The following is a 22,903-nucleotide window of genomic DNA, read 5'->3' as shown; positions in this document are numbered from 1 at the left end:
GCACAAATCGCGGTGGGAATGTGCGTTCTGTCACACGTGCCATAGGCGTGCGTTCCTACACTGCGAACTTGTTGCTGTGGCCTACGCTGTTGCTACGCATTTGAAAGCACCCGGGCCATCAGAAAAGGAACCGCCATGTTTGCCACTTCGCTCTCTGCACCTTTGCCTACCTCCCTCGCCAGCCATCTGTTCGGCCGTTTCATCTCTCCCTCGGTATCCCAGGCATCGGGTGCCAGCACGGTGGCATCGACCGGCGCGATGCCAAACGCAATGGAAGAGCACGACGACGAGATGCCGGACCTGGCGCAGCGCGTGCGGGAAATCGGTGAGTGGTGATACGGCGTACTGCGTGACGTAACAAGCCACGCAGCGTCCCTTCAGCCGGTGTTGCCCACGCAATCGTCTACTGCGCCCAGGTCGCGTGCCATGAGCACGCTGGTGTAGTTGGTCAAAGGGCGCCAGTCGCACTCGCCGACCACCCGGTAACCCCAGGATTCATACATCGCTATCAAGGCCGTTGCCGGTTGCGCAGTGTCCAGCGCCATCACCCGGGCGCCCGCTCTGCGGGCATAGTCCAGGGCATAAGCGTGCAGCTGTGTGCCGTAACCCCGGCCTTTGGCGTCAGGGGTGATGCAGAACTGGCACAAAGACCACACCGAAGGGTCGCGGTACAGCGGCACTGAGGATTCGGGTTGAGGCGGTCGCAGCGTGGCGGTGCCCACATAGTCTTCGCCGTCCAGCATCACCAACCCCGTGCCTGAAGCAAACCGCTTCGCCGTATCTTCCACAGACTGGTGGGTGCCCCAGTAGCGCAGACCCCGCAGCGCGTGGGGTGCATAGGCGCAGTGGATGAGGGTGGTCAGGCGTGCGAGGTCATCGTCGGCCGTGACCGGGCGAATCAAAAGCGAATCGGACAAAGTCATCGAGATACTCCGTGGCCTCGCGTTGAAGGCCGCTGGTCGTGTTGCCTCATTTCAAAGCTTCAGCTCCCAGGTCTCTCCCACCAATTGCTGACCAAAGCCTTCGTAGGGCTCGGTCTTGACCAGCCGAAAACCGCGCTGACCGTAGATGCCGCGCGCAGCCGTGAGGCAGCTGTTGGTCCATAAAACCATCTTTTTGTAACCTTTTGCACGCGCAAAGGCAATGCATTCGTCGGTGAGGCGGGCGCCCAGGCCGAGGCCCCTGGCTTTGGGGCTGAGGATGAGCATGCGCAGCTGCGCCGTTGTGGCAGATTTGCGCACCACAAACACCGAGCCCACGCGCTCGCCGTCCAGCTCGGCGATCCAGGCTTTCTCCCATGCAGGCTGGAACTTGCGCAAGAACTGCGCTGCGATGTCTGCCACCAAGGCCTCAAAACGGTTGTCCCAGCCGTACTCGCGCCCATAGATCTCGCCATGCTGCTGCACTACCCAGCCCATGTCGCCGGGCAAAGGGTCGCGCAGGACGGCGATTCGGGTGCCATCCGCCGCGTTGGAGGGGGAGGACAGCAGGGCTTCGATCCGTTCCATGGCCTCCACGACCTCCTGGCGCCGAGCCGGGGGCAAGGGGGCCAGCAGTGCGGCAGCTTCGTCGCGCGAACGCTGCTGCAGCGGCTCGAACGCCTCGCGTCCGGCAGCGGTGAGCGTGACCAGGCTTTGCCGCGCGTCCTTGGTGTTGGCATGCCGTTCTATCCACCCGGCCTGCTCAAAACGCCGCAATATCCTGCTCATGTACCCGCCGTCCAGCCCCAGCTCCCGCGCGAGTTCGCTGGCCACAGGGGCTTCGCGATGGGCCAGTTCGTAGAGCACGCGCACGTCGGTCAGCGACAGCTTGCTGCCCAGGTACGGGTCCAGCACGCCAATGCGGCGGGTGATGAAGCGGTTGAACCGGCGCACGGCTTTCACCGTACTCGCAGGCACCGGGACGGACTCGGGAAGGGTAGAGGTGTTGTCGCTCATAAATGCCTCTGTCAGTTAATTAATTGACAAAAGCAAGTATATGTCTGACGGCCATCAAGCCTGTAACAGTGAGGGGCAAGGGCCGCCAAGGCGACAAAAACCGTCCGCCAACGTAAAATCACGGGTTATCCACCACAGACGCGCCCCACGAAGGCCCCCATCGCACCGGGGGCGGCCGCGACCCCCTTTGCATGAACGCCCCCGTTGACGTCTCCTTTTTTGCGCGCGCCGCAAAGCCCTTGACCAGCTACCGTCCGTACTGGGCCAAGCGCTTTGGCACGGCACCGTTCCTGCCGATGAGCCGCGCCGAGATGGAGAAACTGGGCTGGGACAGCTGCGACATCATCCTGGTGACGGGCGACGCGTATGTGGACCACCCGAGCTTTGGCATGGCCGTGATCGGCCGCACGCTGGAGGCGCAGGGCTTTCGCGTGGGCATCATCGCCCAGCCCGACTGGCAGAGCGCCGAGCCGTTCAAAGCACTGGGCAAGCCCAACCTGTTTTGGGGCGTGACGGCGGGCAACATGGATTCGATGATCAACCGGTATACCGCCGACCGGAAGATCCGCAGCGATGACGCCTACACCCCCGGCGACGTGGGCGGCAAGCGCCCCGATCGTGCGGCCATCGTCTACAGCCAGCGCTGCCGCGAGGCCTACAAGGACGTGCCCATCATCCTGGGCGGCATTGAAGGCAGCCTGCGCCGTATCGCCCACTACGACTACTGGAGCGACAAGGTGCGCCGCTCCATCGTGGTGGACAGCAAGTGCGATCTGCTGCTGTACGGGAACGCCGAGCGTGCGCTTGTTGAAGTAGCCCACCGCATCGCAGCGCGTGAACCGGTGGAGCAGATCACCGATGTGCGCGGCACGGCCTTTGTGCGCCGACCGGACGACGAGAGCGGCAAGGGCTGGTTCGAGATCGACTCCACCACGGTGGACGAGCCCGGCCGCGTAGAGGCGCACATCAACCCGTACATGACCACCAGCGAGCAGGCTGCGGCCCAAGGCAGCACCTGCAGCAAAGAGGATGGGAATGCTACTGATTCTGTAGCGGGCACCGCAAATAACACCGGCGCTACCGGCCAAAACAGCCCCAACCCTGCCATTCAGCCGATCCAGTTCGTTGCCAATCCGGCGCTCAAGGCCAAGCTCAAGGTGCCCCCACGCGAGAAGAGCGTGATCCGCCTGCCCAGCTACGAGCAGGTCAAAAGCGACCCCGTGCTCTACGCCCACGCCAACCGCGTGCTGCACCTGGAGACCAACCCTGGCAACGCGCGTGCACTGGTGCAGGCCCATGGCGAGGGTGTGACGGCGCGTGATGTGTGGATCAACCCGCCCCCCATCCCGCTGACCACGGCCGAGATGGACTACGTGTTCGACCTGCCTTACGCGCGTGGCCCGCACCCTAGCTACGCCGACGAAAACGGCAGCCATGACGGCGCGACCAAGATCCCCGCGTGGGAGATGATCCGGTTCTCCATCAACATCATGCGCGGCTGCTTTGGCGGCTGCACCTTTTGCTCCATCACCGAGCACGAGGGCCGCATCATCCAGAGCCGATCGGAAGATTCGATCATCCAGGAGATCGAGGACATCCGCGACAAGGTCAAGGGCTTCACAGGCACCATCAGCGACCTGGGTGGCCCCACGGCCAACATGTACCGCCTGGGCTGCCGCAGCCCCGAGATCGAGGCCGCCTGCCGCAAGCCCAGCTGCGTGTACCCCGGCATCTGCCAGAACCTCACCACCGATCACGGCCCGCTGATCAAGATCTACCGCCGTGGCCGCGCGCTCAAGGGCATCAAGAAGATACTCATCGGATCGGGCCTGCGCTACGACCTGGCGGTGAAATCGCCCGAGTACGTGAAGGAGCTGGTACAGCACCACGTGGGCGGCTACCTCAAGATCGCGCCCGAACACACCGAGCAGGGCCCGCTCACCAAGATGATGAAGCCGGGCATCGGCAGCTATGACAAGTTCAAGCAGATGTTCGAGAAGTTCAGCGAAGAGGCGGGCAAGAAGCAGTTCCTGATCCCGTACTTCATCGCCGCGCACCCGGGCACCAGTGACGAGGACATGATGAACCTCGCCATCTGGCTGAAGAAGAACGGCTTCCGCGCCGACCAGGTGCAGACCTTCTATCCCAGCCCCATGGCCACGGCCACGGCCATGTACCACTCGGGCCGCAACACGCTGACCCGCGTGCGCCGCGAAATGCGCGATGTGGATGAAGAGTCTGTGGACATCGTGCGCGGCGAAAAGCGCCGCCGCCTGCACAAGGCCTTCCTGCGCTACCATGACCCGAACAACTGGCCGCTGCTGCGCGATGCGCTCAAGGCCATGGGCCGGGCGGACCTGATCGGCAACGGCAAGCACCACCTGATCCCGACCTTCCAGCCGCTCACCGACGGTGGTTACCAGAGCGCGCGGCGCAAGAACTCGACCCCGACAGGGGCCAAGCCCGCCGTGGCAGCTGCGTCGCGCACGGTGCAGCAGCCCACCAAGGGGCGCATCCTGACCCAGCACACGGGCCTGCCACCGCGCGTAACCGGGGGCGCGGCCAAGCCAGCTGCGGGCGGCAAACCGTTCAAGAAAGCGCGATAGTCCGCTGCCTGCTTGCCTGCTTGCGTGGCGGGGCGGGCAGGGCGTCCATCTGCCCATTGCATCTGCAGGCTGAAACGGGGCGCTGGCATGCCGCACCAACCGCATCGGCGGGGTGGCGGAACTCAGGCGCGCCAGGCCCGCGCGGTTGTCAGGCGGTCGTGTAGTCCCTTGCCAGACATTCCGACAGCGGCACGGGCTTTGCCACCGCATAGCCTTGGGCGTAGTTCACGCCGATGAGTCGCAACGCATCCACGGTGGCTTCGGACTCGGAGAACTCGGCAATCGTCTGCTTGCCCATCACGTGGCCGATGCGGTGGATCATTTCCACCATGGCACGGTTGGTGGGGTCTTGCAGAAGGTCCTTCACGAAAGCGCCGTCGATCTTGAGGTAGTTCACCGGCAGGTGCTTGAGGTAGGTGAAGGACGACATGCCCGCGCCGAAGTCATCGAGCGCGAACCTGCAGCCCAGTTGCTGCAGCTCCTTCATCAGGCGCACCGCGTTGGGCAGGTGCGATATCGCGCTGGTCTCGGTGATCTCGAAGCACAGCAGCGCGGGGTCCAGCCCGGATTCGGTGAGCGTGGTGCGGATGTACTTGAGCAGGCTGTCGTCGCCCAGGCTGGTGCCCGAGAGGTTGATGGCGCAGGTGTGTAGCGGCTGGGCGCCCGGGGTGCGCTGGTGCTGCGCCAGCGCCTGCAGTGTGTGGCGGATCACCCAGCGGTCGATGGACGGCATCATCCCGTAGTGCTCGGCGGCCGGGATGAAGGTGCCTGGCGCCACCAGCTGGCCGTTTTCCTCCTCGCGCAGGCGCAGCAGCACCTCCATGTGCAGGCCTTCATCACCGGTGCCTTGCAGCGCGCGGATGGTCTGCGCATACAGCTGGAAACGGTTGTGCTCCAGCGCCAGGCGCAGGCGCCGCACCCAGTCCATGTCGCCTTCGCGCCGGGTCATCTCGATGTCTTCGGGCTGGTAGATGAACACCCTGTTGCGCCCGCCTTCCTTGGCACGGTAGCAGGCCATGTCGGCCACGCGCATGGCCTCCTGGATGGAGGTGAGCGCTGGGATGAGCTGCACCATGCCGATGGAGAGGCCCGTACTGAGCTGCTGGCCTTCCCAGGCCAGGCGCAGGTCCTGGCCAGCCTGGCGCAATTGCTCTGCAATACGCGCCGAGGGGCCAACGGGGCAGTCCTTGAGCAGGATGCCGAATTCGTCGCCGCCCAGTCGTGCCAGCGTGTCGCCTTCGCGCAGGTGGCTTTGCAGCATGCGGCAGACCTCCCGCAGCATCTCGTCGCCGGCCTGGTGGCCGCAGGTGTCGTTGATGAGCTTGAACTGGTCCATGTCCACGTAGAGCAGCGAGCCCTCGCGGCCCGGCTGGCGCGGGTGGCTGAGCAGGGCTTCAAGCCGGTGCTCGAACTCGCGCCGGTTCACCAGGCCCGTCAGCGCATCATGGCTGGCCTGCCACGAGAGCTGCTCTACATAGTGCTGCTCGCGCGTGACGTCGTGCAGCGCCAGCACCGCCCCGGTCAGCACACCCCGGTGCCGGATGGGAGAGCCCACCAGCCTCACTGGAACGATGCTCTGGTCCGGTCGCACCAGGGTGCGGTGGATGTTGCCCTTGGCAGCACCATCGCTGCGCAGCAGCGTCTGCACCAGGGCGTCGGCCGACAGGGGTGGTGCATCACCTTCGAAGACCAGCAACTGCGCCAGAGGTTGCCCGGTGGCCTGGGCGGCCGGGCGGGCCAGCAAGGTTTCTGCGGCAGGATTCATGTAGGTGACCTCGCCGTGGATGTTGGTCGTCACCACGGCATCGCCAATGGCGGCCAGCGTGGTGCGCGCCTGTTCCCGCTCGACCTCCAGGGCGCGCTCTGCATTCTGGCGCTGGGCCAGCAACTTGTGCGTGTGCCACAGGGTCAGAAGAATCAGCACCAGGGCCATGCCCATGTTGGTCCACATCAGCAGGAGCACGATGTGGCGCGAGCTTTCGCCCAGGGCCTCGCTGAAGTTCCGGGCCGCCGGGGTCACGCCCGCGTTGATCTCGCGGATGGTGTTCTGCCACCGTTCGCGGGTGGGGGCGTCCGCCGTGCCGGCGGTGTTGCGCTGGTGGATCTCGTGCGACAGCTCGCGCAGCGCACGGATGTACTCGTCGCCCACCAGCCATTGGTCTACCGGCTTCTTCACCAGATCAAAGCCGTCAAAGTAGCGCAACAGCCAGATCAGGCCGTCAATGTCATCGGGGTGGTTGCCACCGCGCAGAAAGCCGTCGCGCGCCACATCCGTCTGCACCTGGCCTGGCTCCAGGGCCAGCCGGGCCGCCCGGTCGCCCAGCGGGATCTCCATGGCGCGGGTGAACCCTTCAAAGGCCTGGGGGGAGCCGGTGATGGCGTACTGGTTGAGAAAATAGATGGCGTCCTTCTGGCCTTTGGTCCATAGGCTTTCGCCAGCGACGAAGGCACGCACCGAGGACAAAACATGCAGGCTGGCCGTGGCGCACACCGCCAGCAGCAACACCATGGTGATGAAAGGCCAGGTCACCCGCAACGTCAACGACACAGGCCTTCGCTCGACCGGCTGCAATACATCCATGGATGGCTCCCTCGCCTCGTGCCAAGCGGCTTGCGCCAGTGATGCCTGGTGGCCCCATCCGGCGCGCCCTCATCAGTGTGTCCGCATGCTCCGTCAATGCCTGCGGTCCAGGGTTGTCCTGGAACGGGTGGCTGATTCGGCGGTGCGGTGCTTCCGACCCACTATATAGAGATCAACTTGCCAGCGCATGCAAAGTTTGGCAACCCCTTGTGCCTGCGGGGAATGGTCGCCATGCCGATGCGCACCCGCACCTGAACCTGCGCGCGGCGGGCCATCGCTGGCTCCGCCCAGGTGTTGCCCGGCCTGGCAGAAGCCGGTGTTTACGGCGCCGCAGCGTGGGTGCCCACCAGCACGGACTGCGGGCCATCGTTTGCGGGCTGCGAGATCAGGTCTTCGATGATGAAGGTGCGGTAATAGAACGCCGTGACCGCGCCTTCGGGGGCAATGGCTGCCACCAGCGTGTCGGTGTCGTCCTTGTCGTTCATTGCGATCAGAATGCCGTGGTGGCCGGAGCCCGCCAGGTCGGCAATGCGCCGCACCATGTCGCCTTCGGCGCCCACAGATGGCAGCGGCGCATCTGCAGTGCCCAGGGTGTGCACAATTTCTTGCAGGATGACTTCGGGGCTGGCGTAGGCGACATCGCCCTGATGGCCTGCTGCCTGCAATGCGAGTGCGGCCTGGCGGGCGCAGTCCTCGTCGGGGAACAGCGCAAACACCTGGCCGGTGGGGTAGAAAACGCCGCCCATGGTGGTCATGGTGGAATCAAGGACGAGGGGTTTCATGGGCATCTCCCGAAGTGTTTCAGACCTTTGGGATTGAAACCGGGCCTCCCAGCGTGCTGTGTAGGCCAGCGGGCCATCTGTGCGTCAGCCCGCTTTGCGTTGCAGGGGGCTGGGTCAAGAGAATATGTGCCAAAAGCGCTTGGTGCGCTAGTGTTTCATGGGGTGGTTGCTATCAATTTGTTATTTTTTGACCGCATCTGCTAGCCCAGCCATCCGCCCAGCCAGGCCCCCAGCGCCGCGCAATGCAGCACCACCGTCGCCCAATACACCGCGCGAAACTCCGCCTTGCGGGATTTGTGCCGCAGCCACTGCTGGGCCCACCATGCGCCGGGCCAGCCGCCTGCAAGGCTCAGCAGGTGCAGGTGGCTTTCCTTGGTGCGCCACCGGCCGTTTTGCGCGGCGCTTTTGTCGATGGCGTAGACCAGAAAGGTCAGGAGGTTGACGGCGACCGCCGCGCCCAGCACCCACCACGGTAGTCGGCCTGCCCAGAGGCCCCAGGCCAGCAGCCCCGCCCAGCCGAGCATGAGTAGCCGTATCAGCGCCGAGCCGGTGGGAGTGGTCGGTTCGATGGCCGTCACAGGGCGCCTGCGCCTGGGTGCTTGAGGTTGCCCCGCCCGTTGCACCGGCGCGCGCCGCGTGGGGTGCGCAGGGGGCGGCTGCGTCGGTGCCGTGCTGCGGGGCTGGAACGCGCCACCCGCGTGTGCAGTGGGCAACACTGCCATGGCCCGGGGCCCTTTTCCGCCGACATGAATCTCCTCGTACACCACGGCGAGCCCTTCGCGGGGCGGGGTGGTACCCCGGTAGTCCCGCACATGAAAGAACACATCGGCGGACGTGTCAGGGCTGCGGATAAAGCCGAAGGCGCGGCTGGCGTCCCAGCGGACGACGGTGCCTTGTTTCTGCATCGGTCAGGAAGTGCTTTCAGGCCAGGGTGTGCAAAGGAATGTCTTGCGCCACCGCCAAAGCATCAAGCTGCGCGCGGGTCTGTGTGTGCAAGAACGCCGCCACGGCCGCGTGGGTGGCGGGGGCGCGCAGCACCTGCGGGTCGCCCGTGGCGGGCAAGCCTGCGGCAGCACACAGGCTGGCGGCGAAGTGGGGTTCCAACGCGGCCACGGCCACGCGGCCGTCGGCGCAGGGGTAGATGCGGTAGCCTGCGTGGTTGCCCCCCACGTCGCCCTCGGGGGTGGTCAGGCCCCAGTCGCGTGGCTGGGCCAGCCAGGCAGCGGCGTCGGCCAGGGCGACTTCGATGCACACGCCGTTGCCTGTGTGGGCGCGCTCCAGCAGGGCCTGCAGCACGGCTTCGCTGGCCATCAGGGCGCCGCCCATGTCGGCGTACAGGGTGGGTGGCATCTCGGTGCCGGTCACCAGGCCCGCATCAGCCAGGTAGGTGAGGTCATGGCCGGGCTCCTCGGCCCGCTCGGCCGCCGCGCCCACGATGCGTACCAGCGAGAGGTGTGGATACTTTGATTGAAGCGCCTCCCAGGAGAGGCCCAGCTTGGCCAGGGCCGACGGACGGAACGAGGTGATCAGCACATCGGTGCTTGCCAGCTCTGCATGCAGCGTGGCCTGGCCTTCGGGCGTTTTGAGGTGGGCATGCACCACGCGCACGCCTTGGTGCAGCGTGGCGTAGGCCGCCGGGCTGTAGATGCCCATGGGGTCCGCGCTGGGGTAGCCGGGGACTGGAGGCGGTTCGAGCTTGGTGCATTGGGCTCCCATGCGGGCGCAGCGCATCAGGGCGGCGGGGCCGGGCAGGTTCAGCGCGAGGCTCAAGACGCGGACATTGCGCAGGGGCTGGGGCAGGGCGTTTGTCATGGGTGGGGGCTTGTCTCGGTGTTGTGGTTTTGAAAGGAAGGCGCGGCGCCGGAACTTCAGGGGCGTGCGCGGGCTCACTCCCTGCGTTATACATAATTTGTTACGCTCCTTGACCCATGCAACGCAGAACCTCTTTGGCCGCCCTCACGGGCCTGGCCGCCTTTCCGGGAGCTTTCATGACCACGTCCCTGAGCAGCGCCGCTACGGCATCTGCATTGCAGGCGCTCAAGCCCTCGCCCCGCATGCCCGTGCTGTTTGTGGGCCACGGCAGCCCCATGAACGCCATCGAGGACAACGCCTGGCGCCGCAGCTGGCAGGCCATGGGTGCGGAACTGATGGCGCGCGCCGTGCAGCCGCAGCTCATCCTGTGTGTGTCGGCCCACTGGCTCACGCGTGGTGGCTGGCAGCTCACCGGCATGGCCAACCCCAAAACCATCCACGACTTTGGCGGCTTCCCCCAGGCGCTGTTCGACCAGCAGTACCCCGTGCCGGGCGCACCGGCCGTGGCGCGCAGCCTGGCCAAGGAGCTGAAATCTCCTGCCACGGGCGCCGCCCTCGGTGTGGACGAGGGCGAGTGGGGGCTGGACCACGGCACCTGGTCGGTGCTCAAGCCCATGTTTCCCCAGGCGCGCATTCCGGTGATGCAGCTCAGCATGGACTACAGCCGAGCACCGGCTGAGCACTACGCACTGGGCCAGCAACTCAAGGCCTTGCGCGAGCGGGGCGTGCTCATCGTGGGCAGCGGCAACATCGTGCACAACCTGCGCGCATCCCGCCGTGGCTCGGCTGCCAACGAAGCCTACGACTGGGCCACGGAGTTCGACACCGTGGTGCAGGAGCAGATCAAGAAGGGCCAGCTGGGCGCCTTGCAGGACTTTCAGAAGCTGGGCGCCGTGGCCCAGCAGGCGCACCCCACTTACGAGCACTACCTGCCGCTGCTTTACGCAGTGGGAGCCGTGCTGCCCAGCGAGATGCCCCGCTTTTTCAACACGGGCTATCAGTCGGCATCGATCTCGATGCGGTCGGTGCTGTGGGGCTGATGAATGCTTTCTGAAGCCGATTGAGTGCTTCATTTTTGATAGCTATTGGCGCATGTACATCTAGCGCTTGAGGCCAAAAATGCCTGAAATCGCCGCGCCGCAGCGGTGGGGCGTCTTCAGGCCGTCGCGTGACCTGCGGTCTGGATCGTCAGCCACGGCCAGCGTTCGCGGTAGCTTTGCGCTTTGGCCTCAAACAACGGCAGGTGCGGGCAGGCGGGGTTGGGTTTGAGAAGTCCTGCGTACAGCTCTTCCAGTCCGTACGGCGCGTACAGCGTGGGCTGAGCAACGCCGGGGGTGATGGCAGGTTGCAGGCCCACGCAGGTGCAGGGCACCAGAAAACGCTCGATCCCGTTGCGGGCGGACTGCAGCGGCGCATACGGGTAACCAAACCAGCGTTCGTACCAGAGGTGCACGCGGGCCTGGTTCTTGGCTTCGACGGTGATGGGCAGGTCGGCGAAGAGGGCGGTGACTTGGGCTTGCACCTGCTGCTCCGCCGATTCGGACAAGTCGTTGCCGTCGAAGTAGAACAGGTCGTAGTCCTTGATGTTCGCGGTGGGCTCAAGGCCAGAGTGCAGGTTCCACACCGTCTGGAACAGGCAGCCCGCCACCAGCCACCCGTCGGGCAGGCCCAGAAACGGCAAACGCTCCAGAAGGGCCGCGTTGTGCGGGTTCTGGAGCGTTTCGCTCACAAAGCGGCGCGCGAGCGCCGCTTCCTTATCGTGCTCAGACGACCTTTGCAATGGCCTGGCAGACGTAGTCGATGTTCTTGCTGTTCAGGGCGGCCACGCACATGCGGCCGGTGTCAGTACCGTACACGCCGAACTCGTTGCGCAGGCGCACCATCTGGTCCTTGGACAGGCCGGAGTAGCTGAACATGCCGATCTGCGTGGTGATGAAGCTCATGTCCTGCTTCACACCGGCGGCCTTCAGGCCATCGACCAGCTTCTGGCGCATAGCCTTGATGCGCACGCGCATTTCGGCCAGTTCTTGTTCCCACATGGCGCGCAGCTCGGGGTTGTTCAGCACGGCGGCCACCACCGCGCCACCGTGGATGGGTGGGTTGGAGTAGTTGGTGCGAATCACGATCTTCAGTTGGCTCAGCACGCGGCTGGCTTCTTCTTTGTCGGCGCACAGCACCGACAGGCCGCCCACGCGTTCGCCGTACAGGCTGAAGCTCTTGCTGAAAGATGTGGACACAAAGAAGTTCAGGCCGGCAGCCACAAACTTGCCGATCACGGCGCCGTCTTCGGCGATGCCGTGGCCAAAGCCCTGGTAGGCCATGTCCAGGAAGGGCGTCAGGCCCTTGGCCTTGACGACGGCGATGACCTGGTCCCACTGCGCGGCGGTGATGTCGTAGCCGGTGGGGTTGTGGCAGCAGGCGTGCAGCACGACGATGGTGCCGGGGGCGGCTGCATTCAGGCTGGCCAGGAAACCTTCGAAGTTCACGCCGCGCTTTTCAGCGTCGTAGTACGCGTAGGTGTCCACTTCAAAACCGGCGTTGGTGAACAGCGCGCGGTGGTTTTCCCAGCTGGGGTCGGAGATCAGCACCTTGGCGTTGGGGCTGACCTTCTTCAGGAAATCGGCACCGATCTTGAGGCCGCCGGTGCCGCCGATGGCCTGCACGGTGGCTACGCGGCCAGACTTCACGGGTTCGCTCTCAGCGCCGAACACCAGGCTCTTGACGGCGTTGTCGTACGCCACGATGCCGTCGATGGGCAGGTAGCCACGGGCCGTGGGGGTGGACATCATGGTCTTTTCTGCGGCCTGCACACATTGCAGCAGGGGCAGCTTGCCGTTGTCGTCGAAATAAACGCCGACGCCCAGGTTGACCTTGTTGGGGTTGGTGTCGGCGTTGAATTGCTCGTTGAGGCCCAGGATGGGGTCGCGGGGGGCCATTTCGACGGCGGTGAACAGAGACATGAAAATCCTTGAAAGGTTGTCAGTAGCGAAGAATCCGGGCGTGGTGTACTGTGCCGGGTTCGGCCGATTTTAACGGCCCGCCTTCACCACCCGTTGACCGCCCCCATGCCGGATATCACAGAAGTCATAACTGAAAAGCAAGACGGCGAGTTCGTCCGCTTCCCCGATTCCCCGTTTGAACTGTTCCAGCCGTATCCACCGGCAGGCGACCAGCCCGAGGCCATCAACAAGCTGGTGGAGGGACTGAATGATGGGGAAACCTTCCAGACGCTGCTGGGTGTGACGGGATCGGGCAAGACCTTCACCATGGCCAACGTGATCGCGCGCATGGGACGCCCGGCCATTATCTTTGCGCCCAACAAGACACTGGCCGCGCAGCTGTACAGCGAGTTCCGCGAGTTCTTTCCCAAGAACGCCGTGGAATATTTCGTCAGCTACTACGACTACTACCAGCCAGAGGCCTACGTGCCGCAGCGCGATCTGTTCATCGAGAAGGACAGCGCGATCAACGAGCACATCGAGCAGATGCGGCTGTCTTGCACCAAGAGCCTGATGGAGCGGCGCGATGTGGTGATCGTGGCCACTGTGTCGGCCATCTACGGCATTGGCGAGCCCGAGAGCTATCACCGCATGGTGATGACGCTGCGGGTGGGGGACAAGCTGGGGCAGCGGGACGTGATCGCTCAGTTGATCCGCATGCAGTACCAGCGCAATGAGGCGGATTTCAGCCGAGGCAAGTTCCGTGTGCGGGGCGACACCATCGATGTGTTCCCGGCCGAACACTCCGAGCTGGCGATTCGCATTGAGCTGTTTGACGACGAGATTGAGAGCCTGCAGCTGTTCGACCCGCTCACGGGCCGCGTCAAGCAGAAGATTCCGCGTTTTACCGTGTACCCCAGCAGCCACTACGTGACGCCGCGCGACAAGGTGCTGGCGGCGGTCGAGACCATCAAGCTGGAACTGGCCGAGCGCCTGCAGCAGCTGGTGGCTGACGGCAAGCTGGTCGAAGCGCAGCGGCTGGAGCAGCGCACGCGATTTGATCTGGAAATGCTGAGCGAAGTGGGCCACTGCAAAGGCATCGAGAACTACACGCGCCACCTGTCGGGCGCGGCGCCGGGCGATCCGCCCAGCACGCTGACCGACTACATGCCCAAGGACGCGATCATGTTTCTGGACGAAAGCCACCAGATGATCGGCCAGCTCAACGCGATGTACAGCGGCGACCGCTCGCGCAAGACCACGCTGGTCGAATATGGTTTTCGCCTGCCTTCGGCCCTGGACAACCGACCGCTCAAGTTCGAGGAGTTTGAGCAACGCATGCGGCAGGTGATCTTTGTATCGGCCACGCCAGCCGACTACGAAAAGACCCATGCGGGCCAGGTGGTGGATCAGGTAGTGCGCCCCACGGGCTTGGTGGACCCGGTGGTGGAGGTACGCCCCGCCACCCATCAGGTGGATGACGTGCTGCAAGAAATACGCATTCGTGTAGAAAAGCATGAGCGCGTACTCATTACCACGTTGACCAAGCGCATGGCCGAGCAGTTGACCGACTATCTCACCGACAACGGTGTCAAGGTGCGCTACCTGCACAGCGATGTGGACACCGTGGAGCGGGTGGAGATCATCCGCGACCTGCGCCTGGGGGCGTTTGACGTGCTGGTGGGCATCAACCTGCTGCGCGAGGGGCTGGACATTCCTGAGGTGTCACTCGTGGCGATCCTCGATGCGGACAAGGAGGGCTTCTTGCGCGCCGAGCGCAGCCTGATACAGACCATTGGCCGTGCAGCGCGCAACTTGAACGGCCATGCCATCCTGTACGCCGACCGCATGACCGATTCCATGAAAAAAGCCATGGGTGAGACGGAACGCCGGCGCATCAAGCAGATCGCATACAACGAGGCCAACGGGATCACGCCGCGCAGCATTGTCAAGCGGGTAAGAGACCTGATTGACGGCGTGTACAGCGAAAAAGCCGGCAAGGACGCCGAGCGCCTGGAGCAGGAAGCATTGCAGCGCGCGCAGGTGGAGGACATGTCCGAGAAAGACGTGGCACGCGAGATCAAGCGCCTGGAAAAGCTCATGCTGGAACATGCTCGCAATCTGGAGTTCGAGCAGGCGGCCCGGGTGCGCGACCAGCTCACTCGGCTCAAGGACCAGGCCTTTGGTGCGCACGGCAGCGATTCCGTGGCCTTGTAAAAGGGATTGCGATTGGGAATACGATGAGAAAATACTATTGAGTCGATTAATAACTATTTGGTTTTTTAACCCGACAGAATCAATAGGGATTTGTGCTATACTCGCACAAAACACTCAACAAAACAGCCCAACGATGAAGGGCTCCGCAGCAGGTGACTGTGCGGAGTAAGGGGCGGAGACGGTGCCTCGCTGGCAAACAGTCAGCGCAGGCGGTTTCTTCAACGAACAAGCCTTAGCACAAGGAGCTTGCGATGCGTCTCACAACCAAAGGCCGTTTTGCGGTCACCGCCATGATTGACTTGGCCCTGCGCCAGAACAACGGCCCCGTCACGCTGGCTGCCATCAGCCAGCGCCAGCAGATTTCGCTGTCGTACCTGGAGCAACTCTTTGGCAAGCTGCGCCGCCATGAACTGGTGGAATCCACCCGTGGCCCCGGCGGCGGTTATACGCTGGCCCGCAAGGCAGGCGACATCACAGTGGCCGACATCATTGTGTCGGTGGATGAACCCATCGACGCCACGCAGTGTGGTGGCAAGGAAAACTGCCTGGGTGAAGCCGGCCGTTGCATGACGCATGAACTGTGGGCCTCGCTGAACCAGCGCATGGTGGAGTTTCTGGACTCGGTCACCCTGCAAAAGCTGGTGGACGAGCAGCTCGCCAAGGGCGTGCAGATCGAAGACAAACCCGTGGTTCGCCGCGCCATCTCCACGACACCGGTGGTCAAGCCCATCCGCGTGAACGCCCCCAATTCGGTGTTTGCGCTGGGTAACGTCTTCGCCAAATCCTGATGCTTGGTGCGCCGTGCTGGCCCTGGGGTCGGCACTGCCCTGACCGCGTTGTAATCGTTTTCTTGTTTGTTCTGCCTCTTCTGTTTGCCAGCCAGAACCTTTTACTGAGCCAGCCATGGACATGACCCCGCACTTTCCCATCTATCTCGACTACGGCGCCACGACCCCGGTGGACCCCCGCGTGGTGGACGCCATGATTCCCTGGTTGCGTGAGCACTTTGGCAACCCGGCGTCGCGCAGCCACGCATGGGGCTGGGAGGCCGAGGAGGCGGTGGAAAAAGCGCGTGTGCAAGTGGCCGACCTGATCGGTGCCGACCCCCGCGAAATCGTCTGGACCAGTGGTGCGACCGAGTCCATCAACCTGGCCTTGAAGGGCGCTGCGCATTTCTACAAAGGCAAGGGCAAACACCTCATCACGCTCAAGACCGAGCACAAGGCCGTGCTGGACACCATGCGCGAGCTGGAGCGCCAAGGCTTTGAAGCCACCTATCTGGACGTGCAGGAAGACGGCTTGGTCAACATGGATGCCCTGAAGGCTGCCATCCGTCCAGACACCGTGCTGATCAGCATCCTCTTCGTGAACAACGAAATCGGTGTGATCCAGGACATCCCCGCCATTGGCGCCCTGTGCCGTGAGAAGGGCATCCTGCTGCATGTGGATGCCGCCCAGGCGACGGGCCGTGTCGAGATCGACATGAACGTGCTGCCCATCGATCTGATGAGCATGACCGCCCACAAGACCTACGGCCCCAAAGGCATCGGTGCGCTGTACGTACGCCGCAAGCCCCGCGTGCGCCTGGAAGCACAGATGCACGGTGGTGGCCATGAGCGCGGCATGCGTTCGGGCACTTTGCCCACGCACCAGATCGTGGGCATGGGCGAGGCTTTCCGCATTGCCAAGGAAGAAATGGCCGAGAGCAATGCCAAGGCGAAGGCCCTGCAGCAGCGTTTGCTCGACGGCCTCAAGGACATCGAGCAGGTCTACATCAACGGCAGCCTGGAGCGCCGTGTGCCGCAGAACCTGAACATGAGCTTCAACTTCGTCGAAGGCGAATCGCTCATCATGGGTATCAAGGGCCTAGCGGTGTCTTCGGGCTCGGCCTGCACCTCTGCCAGCCTGGAGCCCAGCTATGTGCTGCGCGCTTTGGGCCGCAGCGACGAGCTGGCCCACAGCAGCCTGCGCATGACCATCGGCCGTTTCACGACCGAGGAAGAGATTGACTACGCCATCTCCACCATTCGCGAGAACGTGGCCCGCCTGCGCGAGCTGAGCCCGCTGTGGGAGATGTACAAGGACGGCATCGACATTAGCACCATCCAGTGGGCTGCTCACTGATTCCGCGCAAATTCTGGACGTATTGAAGAGGTACACATCATGGCTTATTCGGACAAAGTGGTTGACCATTACGAAAACCCCCGCAACGTGGGTTCGTTCGACAAGGGTGACGATTCGGTGGGCACCGGTATGGTGGGCGCGCCTGCCTGCGGTGACGTGATGAAGCTGCAGATCAAGGTGAACCCTGAAACCGGCGTGATCGAAGACGCCCGCTTCAAGACCTACGGCTGTGGCTCGGCGATTGCCTCCTCGTCGCTGGTGACCGAGTGGGTCAAGGGCAAGACGCTGGACGAAGCCGCAGCGCTCAAGAACAGCGAGATCGCCGAAGAGCTGGCCTTGCCGCCCGTCAAGATCCACTGTTCCATCCTGGCGGAAGATGCCATCAAGGCAGCTGTGCTGGACTACAAGACCAAGCACGCCACCACGGCCACTGCCGCCTGATTGTTTGACAGATAGATCGAGAGACATGGCCATTACGCTGACAGAAGCTGCAGCCCGGCACGTCAACCGTTACCTTGCCCGCCGTGGCAAGGGGCTGGGCGTGCGTCTGGGGGTCAAGACGACCGGCTGCTCGGGGCTTGCCTACAAGCTGGAGTATGTGGACACGAGCGAGCCCGAGGACATCGTGTTTGAAAACCACGGCGTCAAGGTGCTGATCGACCCCAAGAGCCTAGCCTACATCGATGGCACCGAGCTGGACTTTGTCCGTGAGGGGCTGAACGAAGGCTTCAAGTTCAATAACCCCAACGAGCGTGATCGCTGCGGTTGCGGGGAGAGCTTCCGCGTCTGAACGTCTTCAGCTGATGTAACGCCAAACCGCCAACGCGCTCTGTGCTGGCGGTTTTTTCTTGGATTTTCTTCACGTCCCCTTGCGCATGAATCTGCAATCTGACGACTTCGAACTGTTTGGCCTGGCTTGCCGCTTTGCACAAGAACGCAGCGCCATCGACGCGCGCTGGAAGGAACTGCAGCGCGAAGCCCACCCCGACAAGTTTGCTGCGCAAGGCGCTGCGGCGCAGCGCGTAGCGATGCAGTGGTCCGTGCGCATCAACGAGGCTTACCAACGCCTGAAGGACCCCATGCGCCGGGCGGCCTATCTGTGCGAACTGCACGGAGCGCCTATCCGTGCCGAAGACAACACCGCCATGCCCGCTGCATTTTTGATGCAGCAGATGGAATGGCGCGAGGCACTGGAAGATGCCCGCGCAGACAGCGAGCTGGACGCACTGGACGATCAGGTGGAACAAGCCCGGCGTGCCGCTCTGTCGCAGTGCGAGCAACTCATCGACCAGCAGCAGGACTATGCCGGCGCGGCCCGCCAGGTCAGAGCCCTCATGTTCATTGCGCGATTTGCGGACGACATAGAACGTCGCCGAGAGCAGCTGGGACAATAGAGCGGTTTTGCTTTCCCCCTGGGGCCCCTGTCGCTTGCTGAGGTGATGGCGTCCCCCACCACGTTGAGACCCGAAATTTCATGGCGCTTTTGCAGATCTCCGAACCCGGCCAGTCCCCCGACCCGCACCAGCGGCGCATCGCGGTGGGCATTGACCTGGGCACCACCCATTCTCTGGTTGCCGCTGTGCGCAATGGTGTGTCCGAATGCCTGCCCGATGCACAGGGCAGGGTGCTGCTGCCCTCGGTGGTGCGCTACCTGGCCAACGGCGGTCGCCAGATCGGATATGACGCCGTGGCGGCGCAGGCCCAGGATGCACGCAACACCATCGCCTCGGCCAAACGCTTCATGGGGCGTGGCCTCAAGGACGTGGCGGAAGCGGGCAAGCTGCCATACGACTTCGTGGCTGCTGCTGATGGCGGCGAGGGCGGTATGGTCAGCCTGTCCACGGTGGATGGCAACAAGTCGCCCGTCGAGATCAGTGCCGAGATTCTGGCCACGCTGCGCTACCGCGCCGAAGACACCTTCAATGATGATCTGTATGGCGCAGTGATTACCGTGCCTGCGTACTTCGACGACGCCCAGCGCCAGGCCACCAAGGATGCGGCCAAGCTCGCTGGCATCAACCTGCTGCGCCTGATCAACGAGCCCACTGCGGCGGCGATTGCCTATGGCCTAGACAACGCCAGCGAGGGCGTCTACGCTGTCTATGACCTGGGTGGGGGTACGTTTGATATTTCCATCCTGCGCCTGACGCAGGGCGTGTTCGAAGTGATCGCCACGGGCGGCGACTCTGCCCTTGGTGGCGACGACTACGACGCGGCGCTGGCGGACTGGGTTCTGCAGCAGGTGGGGCAACAGGCGGTCACACCAGCCGACAAGTCGGCCGTGCGCATGGCGGCACGCGCCTGCAAAGAGGCCTTGACTGCTACTGATTTGGTAGCATTCAAGGCAGAGCTATCTAGCGCTTCTGTGCAATTTGACGTCAAACGGTCGGATTTTGACGCGGTGACGGCCGATTTGACCGCCCGCTCCACGGCGGCTGTGCGCCGTGCCCTTCGCGATGCGCATCTGGCGCGCGATGAAGTGCAGGGCGTGGTCATGGTGGGCGGCTCCACCCGCATGCCGCAGGTGCAGCGGGCCGTGGCTGAGTTCTTTGGCAAGGAGCCCCTGACCAACCTGAATCCCGACGAAGTGGTCGCGCTGGGTGCCGCCATCCAGGCCAACCAGCTGGCCGGTAACAACACGGCTGGCGACCTGCTGCTGTTGGACGTGATTCCGCTGTCCCTGGGCATCGAAACCATGGGCGGGCTGGTGGAGCGCATTGTTGCGCGCAACGAGACCATACCTACCGCCAAGGCGCAGGACTTCACGACCTACAAGGACGGACAGACCGCGCTGGCCATCCATGTGGTGCAAGGCGAGCGTGACCTGGTGCAGGACTGCCGCAGCCTGGCGCGCTTTGAGTTGCGCGGTATTCCCCCGATGGCGGCAGGCGCTGCGCGCATCCGTGTGACCTTCACCGTCGATGCCGATGGCCTGCTGAGCGTGGCCGCGAAAGAGCAGGGCAGTGGGGTGGAGGCCCGCATTGACGTGAAACCATCGTACGGCCTCACGGACGACCAGATCGCGCGCATGCTGCAGGATGGCTTTGCCACGGCCGCGCAGGACATGAAAGCCCGTGCAGTGGTCGAGGCCCGCGTGGACGCAGACCGCATGCTGATTGCCACGCAAAGCGCGCTTGACGCGGATGGCGACGTGCTCAGCCCCAAGGAGCGGGCTGCCATCGACGCCCTGATGGTGGCCTTGCGCCACCAGCGCGACGCCGACGATGCTGCGGCCATCGAGGCCGCCACGGAAGCCCTGGCCAAGGGCACCGAGGCGTTTGCAGCCCAGCGCATGAACCGCGGTATCCAGCAGGCCCTGGCCGGCAAGAACGTCGCGAGCCTGTGATACGAGCCAGCGCATCCCTCTGAACAAGAAAAGACCACCCCATGCCTGTCATAAAGATCCTTCCCCATCCCGAATACTGCCCCACTGGCACTGAGATCACGGCGCCCGCAGGCACCTCGATCTGCGAAGCCCTGCTGGACAACCACATCAACATCGAGCATGCCTGCGACATGAGCTGTGCCTGCACCACCTGCCACGTCATCGTGCGCCAGGGGCTGAATTCGCTGAATGCGGCAGAAGAAGAGGAAGAAGACCTGCTGGACCGCGCCTGGGGCCTGGAGCCGCAGTCGCGCCTGTCGTGCCAGGCCATCCTGGCGCAGACCGACCTCATCGTGGAAATTCCGAAGTACACGATCAACCACGCCAAGGAAAACCACTGATGTCCCGGCAAATTGTTCTGGACACTGAGACCACCGGCCTCTCGGCCGAAGGTGGTGACCGCATCATTGAACTGGGTTGTGTGGAGCTGCTCAACCGCAAGCTGACCGGCAACAACCTGCACCTGTACTTCAACCCCGGCCGTGACAGCCATGAAGATGCGCTGAAGGTGCACGGCATCAGCAACGAGTTCCTGAAGGACAAGCCCAAATTTGCCGACGTGGTGGACGACATCCTGCAGTACCTGCAGGGCGCCGAGATCATCATCCACAACGCTGCGTTCGACGTAGGCTTTCTCAACAAGGAACTGGAGCTGGTGGGGCGCCCGGCGTTTGGCACCTATGTGCAAAGCGTGACTGACACGCTGGCCATGGCCAAGGAGATGTACCCGGGCAAGCGCAACTCGCTGGACGCCCTGTGCGACCGTCTGGGCGTGGACAACTCGGGCCGTACGCTGCACGGCGCCTTGCTCGATGCCGAGCTGCTGGCCGACGTCTACATCAATCTCACGCGCGGGCAGGATGCCTTGCTGATCGCCGACGATGGCCATGACAGCGCTGACGGCGTGAAGGTGGCAGCCATCGATTTGCGTGGCCTTGCGCTGCCGGTGCTGCGGGCGAGCGAACAAGAGCAGGCGGCCCATGCCGAGGTGCTCACGCAGATCGACAAGGCCAGCGGTGGCAAAACAATTTGGCGAACTCTCCAGTCGGCCTAAAAAGCTGTGCCATAATAGAAGGCTGTCGCAGCGACAAGGGTGATTAGCTCAGCGGTAGAGCACTGCCTTCACACGGCAGGGGTCACATGTTCGATCCATGTATCACCCACCATGTTGCTGCCAGACTTTTCGCAGCGGTATCTTTCTCCAAGGTGCTTGCGACGGGTGATTAGCTCAGCGGTAGAGCACTGCCTTCACACGGCAGGGGTCACATGTTCGATCCATGTATCACCCACCAATTCAAAAACCCCTGCAGGTTCCTGACCTGCAGGGGTTTTTTCTTGGCTCGTCCGCCTGTCGGCAAGCTGCAAAGTGCAGCGACCATTCGCCAAAGCGGCATACAACGCAGGCTTGCGCGCTACATTTGTCGCACGTACCTGCAACGCTGCATCCATGATCACCTTTCACAATCCCTTGCACCAGGGGCATGCACCGGCCCACGAATTCTTCCGGGGTGAGCGTGTGCCCTGTTTTGAAAAGCCCGAGCGCGTGGACTATGTGGAAGACGCCCTGCGCACACGCGGCCACGCCCTGGTGTTGCCCGATGTGGACTGCAATGCCGTGCTGGCGCAGGTGCATGCGCCGCGCTATCTGGCCTTTCTGCAGACCGCCTGGCAACAGTGGCTGGCACTGGACCCAGCCAATGCGTCAGTGCAGCCTTTTCCGTCTGTCTGGCCGGTGCGCACGCTGCGCAGTGATGTGGAACCCGATAACTTTGTCGCACGGCTGGGGCTGTACTCCATGGACAACGGTACACCCATGGCGGCAGGAACCTGGGCCGCAGCCAAGGCGGGGTCCGATGCGGCTGCCAGCGCGGCGGCACGCGTTGCGCTGGGGACGCGCGCCGCGTTTTGCTGCACACGGCCGCCAGGGCATCATGCGGGCCCGGACTTCATGGGGGGCTATTGCTTCTTGAACAACGCCGCCGTGGCAGCGCAAACCCTGCGCAACCAGGGCGCCCAGCGTGTGGCGGTGCTGGATGTGGACTACCACCACGGCAACGGCACGCAGAGCATCTTTTACGACCGCAGCGATGTGCTGTTCATCAGCATGCACGGTGACCCGCGCACGGAGTACCCCTTCTACCTGGGCCACGCCGACGAGACGGGCGAGGGGGCTGGCGTTGGTTTTAACCTGAACCTGCCCTTGCCTGCGGGCACCAGCGCGGCAACCTGGTTCGATGCACTTGAGCAAGCGTGCCTGCGCATCACGGATTACCACGCCGACGGGCTGGTGATTTCTCTGGGGCTGGATGCCTTTGAGGGCGATCCCATCTCGCGGTTTGCACTGGCATCGTCAGATTTCACCCGCCTGGGCGAGCGGCTGGCACGGCTGGGGTTGCCCACAGTGTTCGTGCTGGAAGGCGGCTATGCGGCGGCCGAGCTGGGCACCAATGCCGTCCACGTGCTCGATGGCTTTGAGCAGGCCTGACGCGGCACCCGGCAGGTGATGCAGGAGACGCACTG

Annotated in this window: 21 protein-coding genes and 2 tRNA genes; 15 read left to right on the top strand and 8 right to left on the bottom strand. The window is 63.6% G+C overall.

The window, feature by feature from the left end; genetic code table 11:
- Positions 1-135 precede the first annotated feature (135 nt).
- A complete protein-coding gene (locus AC07X4_RS00570) occupies positions 136-336 on the top strand; it encodes a hypothetical protein (protein WP_260667181.1) in 201 nt (66 codons plus the stop codon).
- A 41-nt stretch (positions 337-377) separates the two neighbouring features.
- Here AC07X4_RS00570 and AC07X4_RS00565 read toward each other — a convergent pair whose 3' ends face one another.
- A complete protein-coding gene (locus AC07X4_RS00565) occupies positions 378-923 on the bottom strand; it encodes a GNAT family N-acetyltransferase (RefSeq protein ID WP_494738910.1) in 546 nt (181 codons plus the stop codon).
- Between the two features lie 51 nt (positions 924-974).
- On the bottom strand, positions 975-1,937 hold the full coding sequence (locus tag AC07X4_RS00560) for a bifunctional helix-turn-helix transcriptional regulator/GNAT family N-acetyltransferase (protein ID WP_494738909.1): 963 nt from the start codon (positions 1,935-1,937) through the stop codon (positions 975-977).
- 191 nt (positions 1,938-2,128) lie between these two features.
- On the opposite strand from AC07X4_RS00560, the gene AC07X4_RS00555 reads away from it, so the two are divergent.
- Positions 2,129-4,543 carry a YgiQ family radical SAM protein gene (locus tag AC07X4_RS00555; RefSeq protein ID WP_494738908.1) on the top strand — a complete coding sequence of 805 codons (2,415 nt, stop codon included), beginning with the start codon at positions 2,129-2,131 and terminating at the stop codon, positions 4,541-4,543.
- Positions 4,544-4,691: 148 nt separating this feature from the next.
- Here AC07X4_RS00555 and AC07X4_RS00550 read toward each other — a convergent pair whose 3' ends face one another.
- From AC07X4_RS00550 to AC07X4_RS00535, 4 genes are all read right to left on the bottom strand, one after another.
- The gene (locus tag AC07X4_RS00550; RefSeq protein WP_494738907.1) at positions 4,692-7,124 is read right to left on the bottom strand and encodes an EAL domain-containing protein; all 2,433 of its coding nucleotides are present in this window, start codon (positions 7,122-7,124) and stop codon (positions 4,692-4,694) included.
- 320 nt (positions 7,125-7,444) lie between these two features.
- On the bottom strand, positions 7,445-7,906 hold the full coding sequence (locus AC07X4_RS00545) for a hypothetical protein (RefSeq protein ID WP_494738906.1): 462 nt from the start codon (positions 7,904-7,906) through the stop codon (positions 7,445-7,447).
- 200 nt (positions 7,907-8,106) lie between these two features.
- On the bottom strand, positions 8,107-8,811 hold the full coding sequence (locus AC07X4_RS00540; RefSeq protein ID WP_099730356.1) for a DUF1294 domain-containing protein: 705 nt from the start codon (positions 8,809-8,811) through the stop codon (positions 8,107-8,109).
- 16 nt (positions 8,812-8,827) lie between these two features.
- Positions 8,828-9,718, bottom strand: coding sequence for a CoA transferase (locus AC07X4_RS00535; protein WP_494738905.1), 891 nt, complete (start codon positions 9,716-9,718; stop codon positions 8,828-8,830).
- A gap of 176 nt (positions 9,719-9,894) precedes the next feature.
- Between AC07X4_RS00535 and ygiD the strand changes: the two genes are divergently transcribed.
- On the top strand, positions 9,895-10,758 hold the full coding sequence (gene ygiD, locus AC07X4_RS00530) for a 4,5-DOPA-extradiol-dioxygenase (protein ID WP_494739021.1): 864 nt from the start codon (positions 9,895-9,897) through the stop codon (positions 10,756-10,758).
- Positions 10,759-10,874: 116 nt separating this feature from the next.
- Here ygiD and AC07X4_RS00525 read toward each other — a convergent pair whose 3' ends face one another.
- Together AC07X4_RS00525 and AC07X4_RS00520 are read right to left on the bottom strand one after the other, a co-directional pair.
- Positions 10,875-11,447, bottom strand: coding sequence for a nucleotidyltransferase family protein (locus tag AC07X4_RS00525; RefSeq protein WP_494738904.1), 573 nt, complete (start codon positions 11,445-11,447; stop codon positions 10,875-10,877).
- Positions 11,448-11,481: 34 nt separating this feature from the next.
- Positions 11,482-12,678 carry an amino acid aminotransferase gene (locus tag AC07X4_RS00520; RefSeq protein ID WP_056063053.1) on the bottom strand — a complete coding sequence of 399 codons (1,197 nt, stop codon included), beginning with the start codon at positions 12,676-12,678 and terminating at the stop codon, positions 11,482-11,484.
- Positions 12,679-12,783: 105 nt separating this feature from the next.
- Here AC07X4_RS00520 and uvrB point away from each other — a divergent pair, with 105 nt between their 5' ends.
- From uvrB to AC07X4_RS00460, 12 genes are all read left to right on the top strand, one after another.
- Entirely contained in the window at positions 12,784-14,874 is a 2,091-nt protein-coding gene (gene uvrB / locus AC07X4_RS00515) for an excinuclease ABC subunit UvrB (RefSeq protein WP_436077230.1), read from the top strand.
- A gap of 251 nt (positions 14,875-15,125) precedes the next feature.
- Positions 15,126-15,662, top strand: a complete 537-nt coding sequence (gene iscR, locus AC07X4_RS00510; protein ID WP_015013980.1) for a Fe-S cluster assembly transcriptional regulator IscR — start codon at positions 15,126-15,128, stop codon at positions 15,660-15,662.
- A gap of 115 nt (positions 15,663-15,777) precedes the next feature.
- The gene (locus tag AC07X4_RS00505) at positions 15,778-16,998 is read left to right on the top strand and encodes an IscS subfamily cysteine desulfurase (RefSeq protein ID WP_056063047.1); all 1,221 of its coding nucleotides are present in this window, start codon (positions 15,778-15,780) and stop codon (positions 16,996-16,998) included.
- Positions 16,999-17,037: 39 nt separating this feature from the next.
- Positions 17,038-17,439, top strand: a complete 402-nt coding sequence (iscU, locus tag AC07X4_RS00500; RefSeq protein ID WP_056063045.1) for a Fe-S cluster assembly scaffold IscU — start codon at positions 17,038-17,040, stop codon at positions 17,437-17,439.
- Between the two features lie 25 nt (positions 17,440-17,464).
- Complete coding sequence (gene iscA, locus AC07X4_RS00495; RefSeq protein WP_056644311.1) at positions 17,465-17,788, top strand: iron-sulfur cluster assembly protein IscA; 324 nt, start codon at positions 17,465-17,467, stop codon at positions 17,786-17,788.
- Positions 17,789-17,873: 85 nt separating this feature from the next.
- Positions 17,874-18,392 carry a Fe-S protein assembly co-chaperone HscB gene (gene hscB, locus AC07X4_RS00490; protein ID WP_494738903.1) on the top strand — a complete coding sequence of 173 codons (519 nt, stop codon included), beginning with the start codon at positions 17,874-17,876 and terminating at the stop codon, positions 18,390-18,392.
- A gap of 80 nt (positions 18,393-18,472) precedes the next feature.
- Positions 18,473-20,344, top strand: a complete 1,872-nt coding sequence (gene hscA / locus AC07X4_RS00485) for a Fe-S protein assembly chaperone HscA (RefSeq protein WP_494738902.1) — start codon at positions 18,473-18,475, stop codon at positions 20,342-20,344.
- A 41-nt stretch (positions 20,345-20,385) separates the two neighbouring features.
- Positions 20,386-20,724 (top strand): ISC system 2Fe-2S type ferredoxin, encoded by a 339-nt coding sequence (gene fdx / locus AC07X4_RS00480; RefSeq protein WP_494738901.1) that lies wholly within the window; start codon positions 20,386-20,388, stop codon positions 20,722-20,724.
- Positions 20,724-21,437: a DNA polymerase III subunit epsilon gene (dnaQ, locus tag AC07X4_RS00475; protein ID WP_056063030.1), complete on the top strand. Its 714-nt coding sequence runs from the start codon at positions 20,724-20,726 to the stop codon at positions 21,435-21,437. Before fdx ends, dnaQ begins: the two co-directional genes overlap by 1 nt.
- Before the next feature lie 37 nt (positions 21,438-21,474).
- A tRNA-Val gene (locus AC07X4_RS00470) sits at positions 21,475-21,549 on the top strand.
- 51 nt (positions 21,550-21,600) lie between these two features.
- Positions 21,601-21,675: transfer RNA gene (locus AC07X4_RS00465), tRNA-Val, on the top strand.
- Between the two features lie 155 nt (positions 21,676-21,830).
- Positions 21,831-22,868, top strand: coding sequence for a histone deacetylase family protein (locus AC07X4_RS00460; protein ID WP_494738900.1), 1,038 nt, complete (start codon positions 21,831-21,833; stop codon positions 22,866-22,868).
- Positions 22,869-22,903 lie beyond the last annotated feature (35 nt).

This window comes from Acidovorax sp. GW460-11-11-14-LB4 (assembly GCF_059423685.1).
The sequence above is the reverse complement of the archived record's forward strand: the minus strand, read 5'-3'. Positions and strand labels throughout refer to the sequence as shown.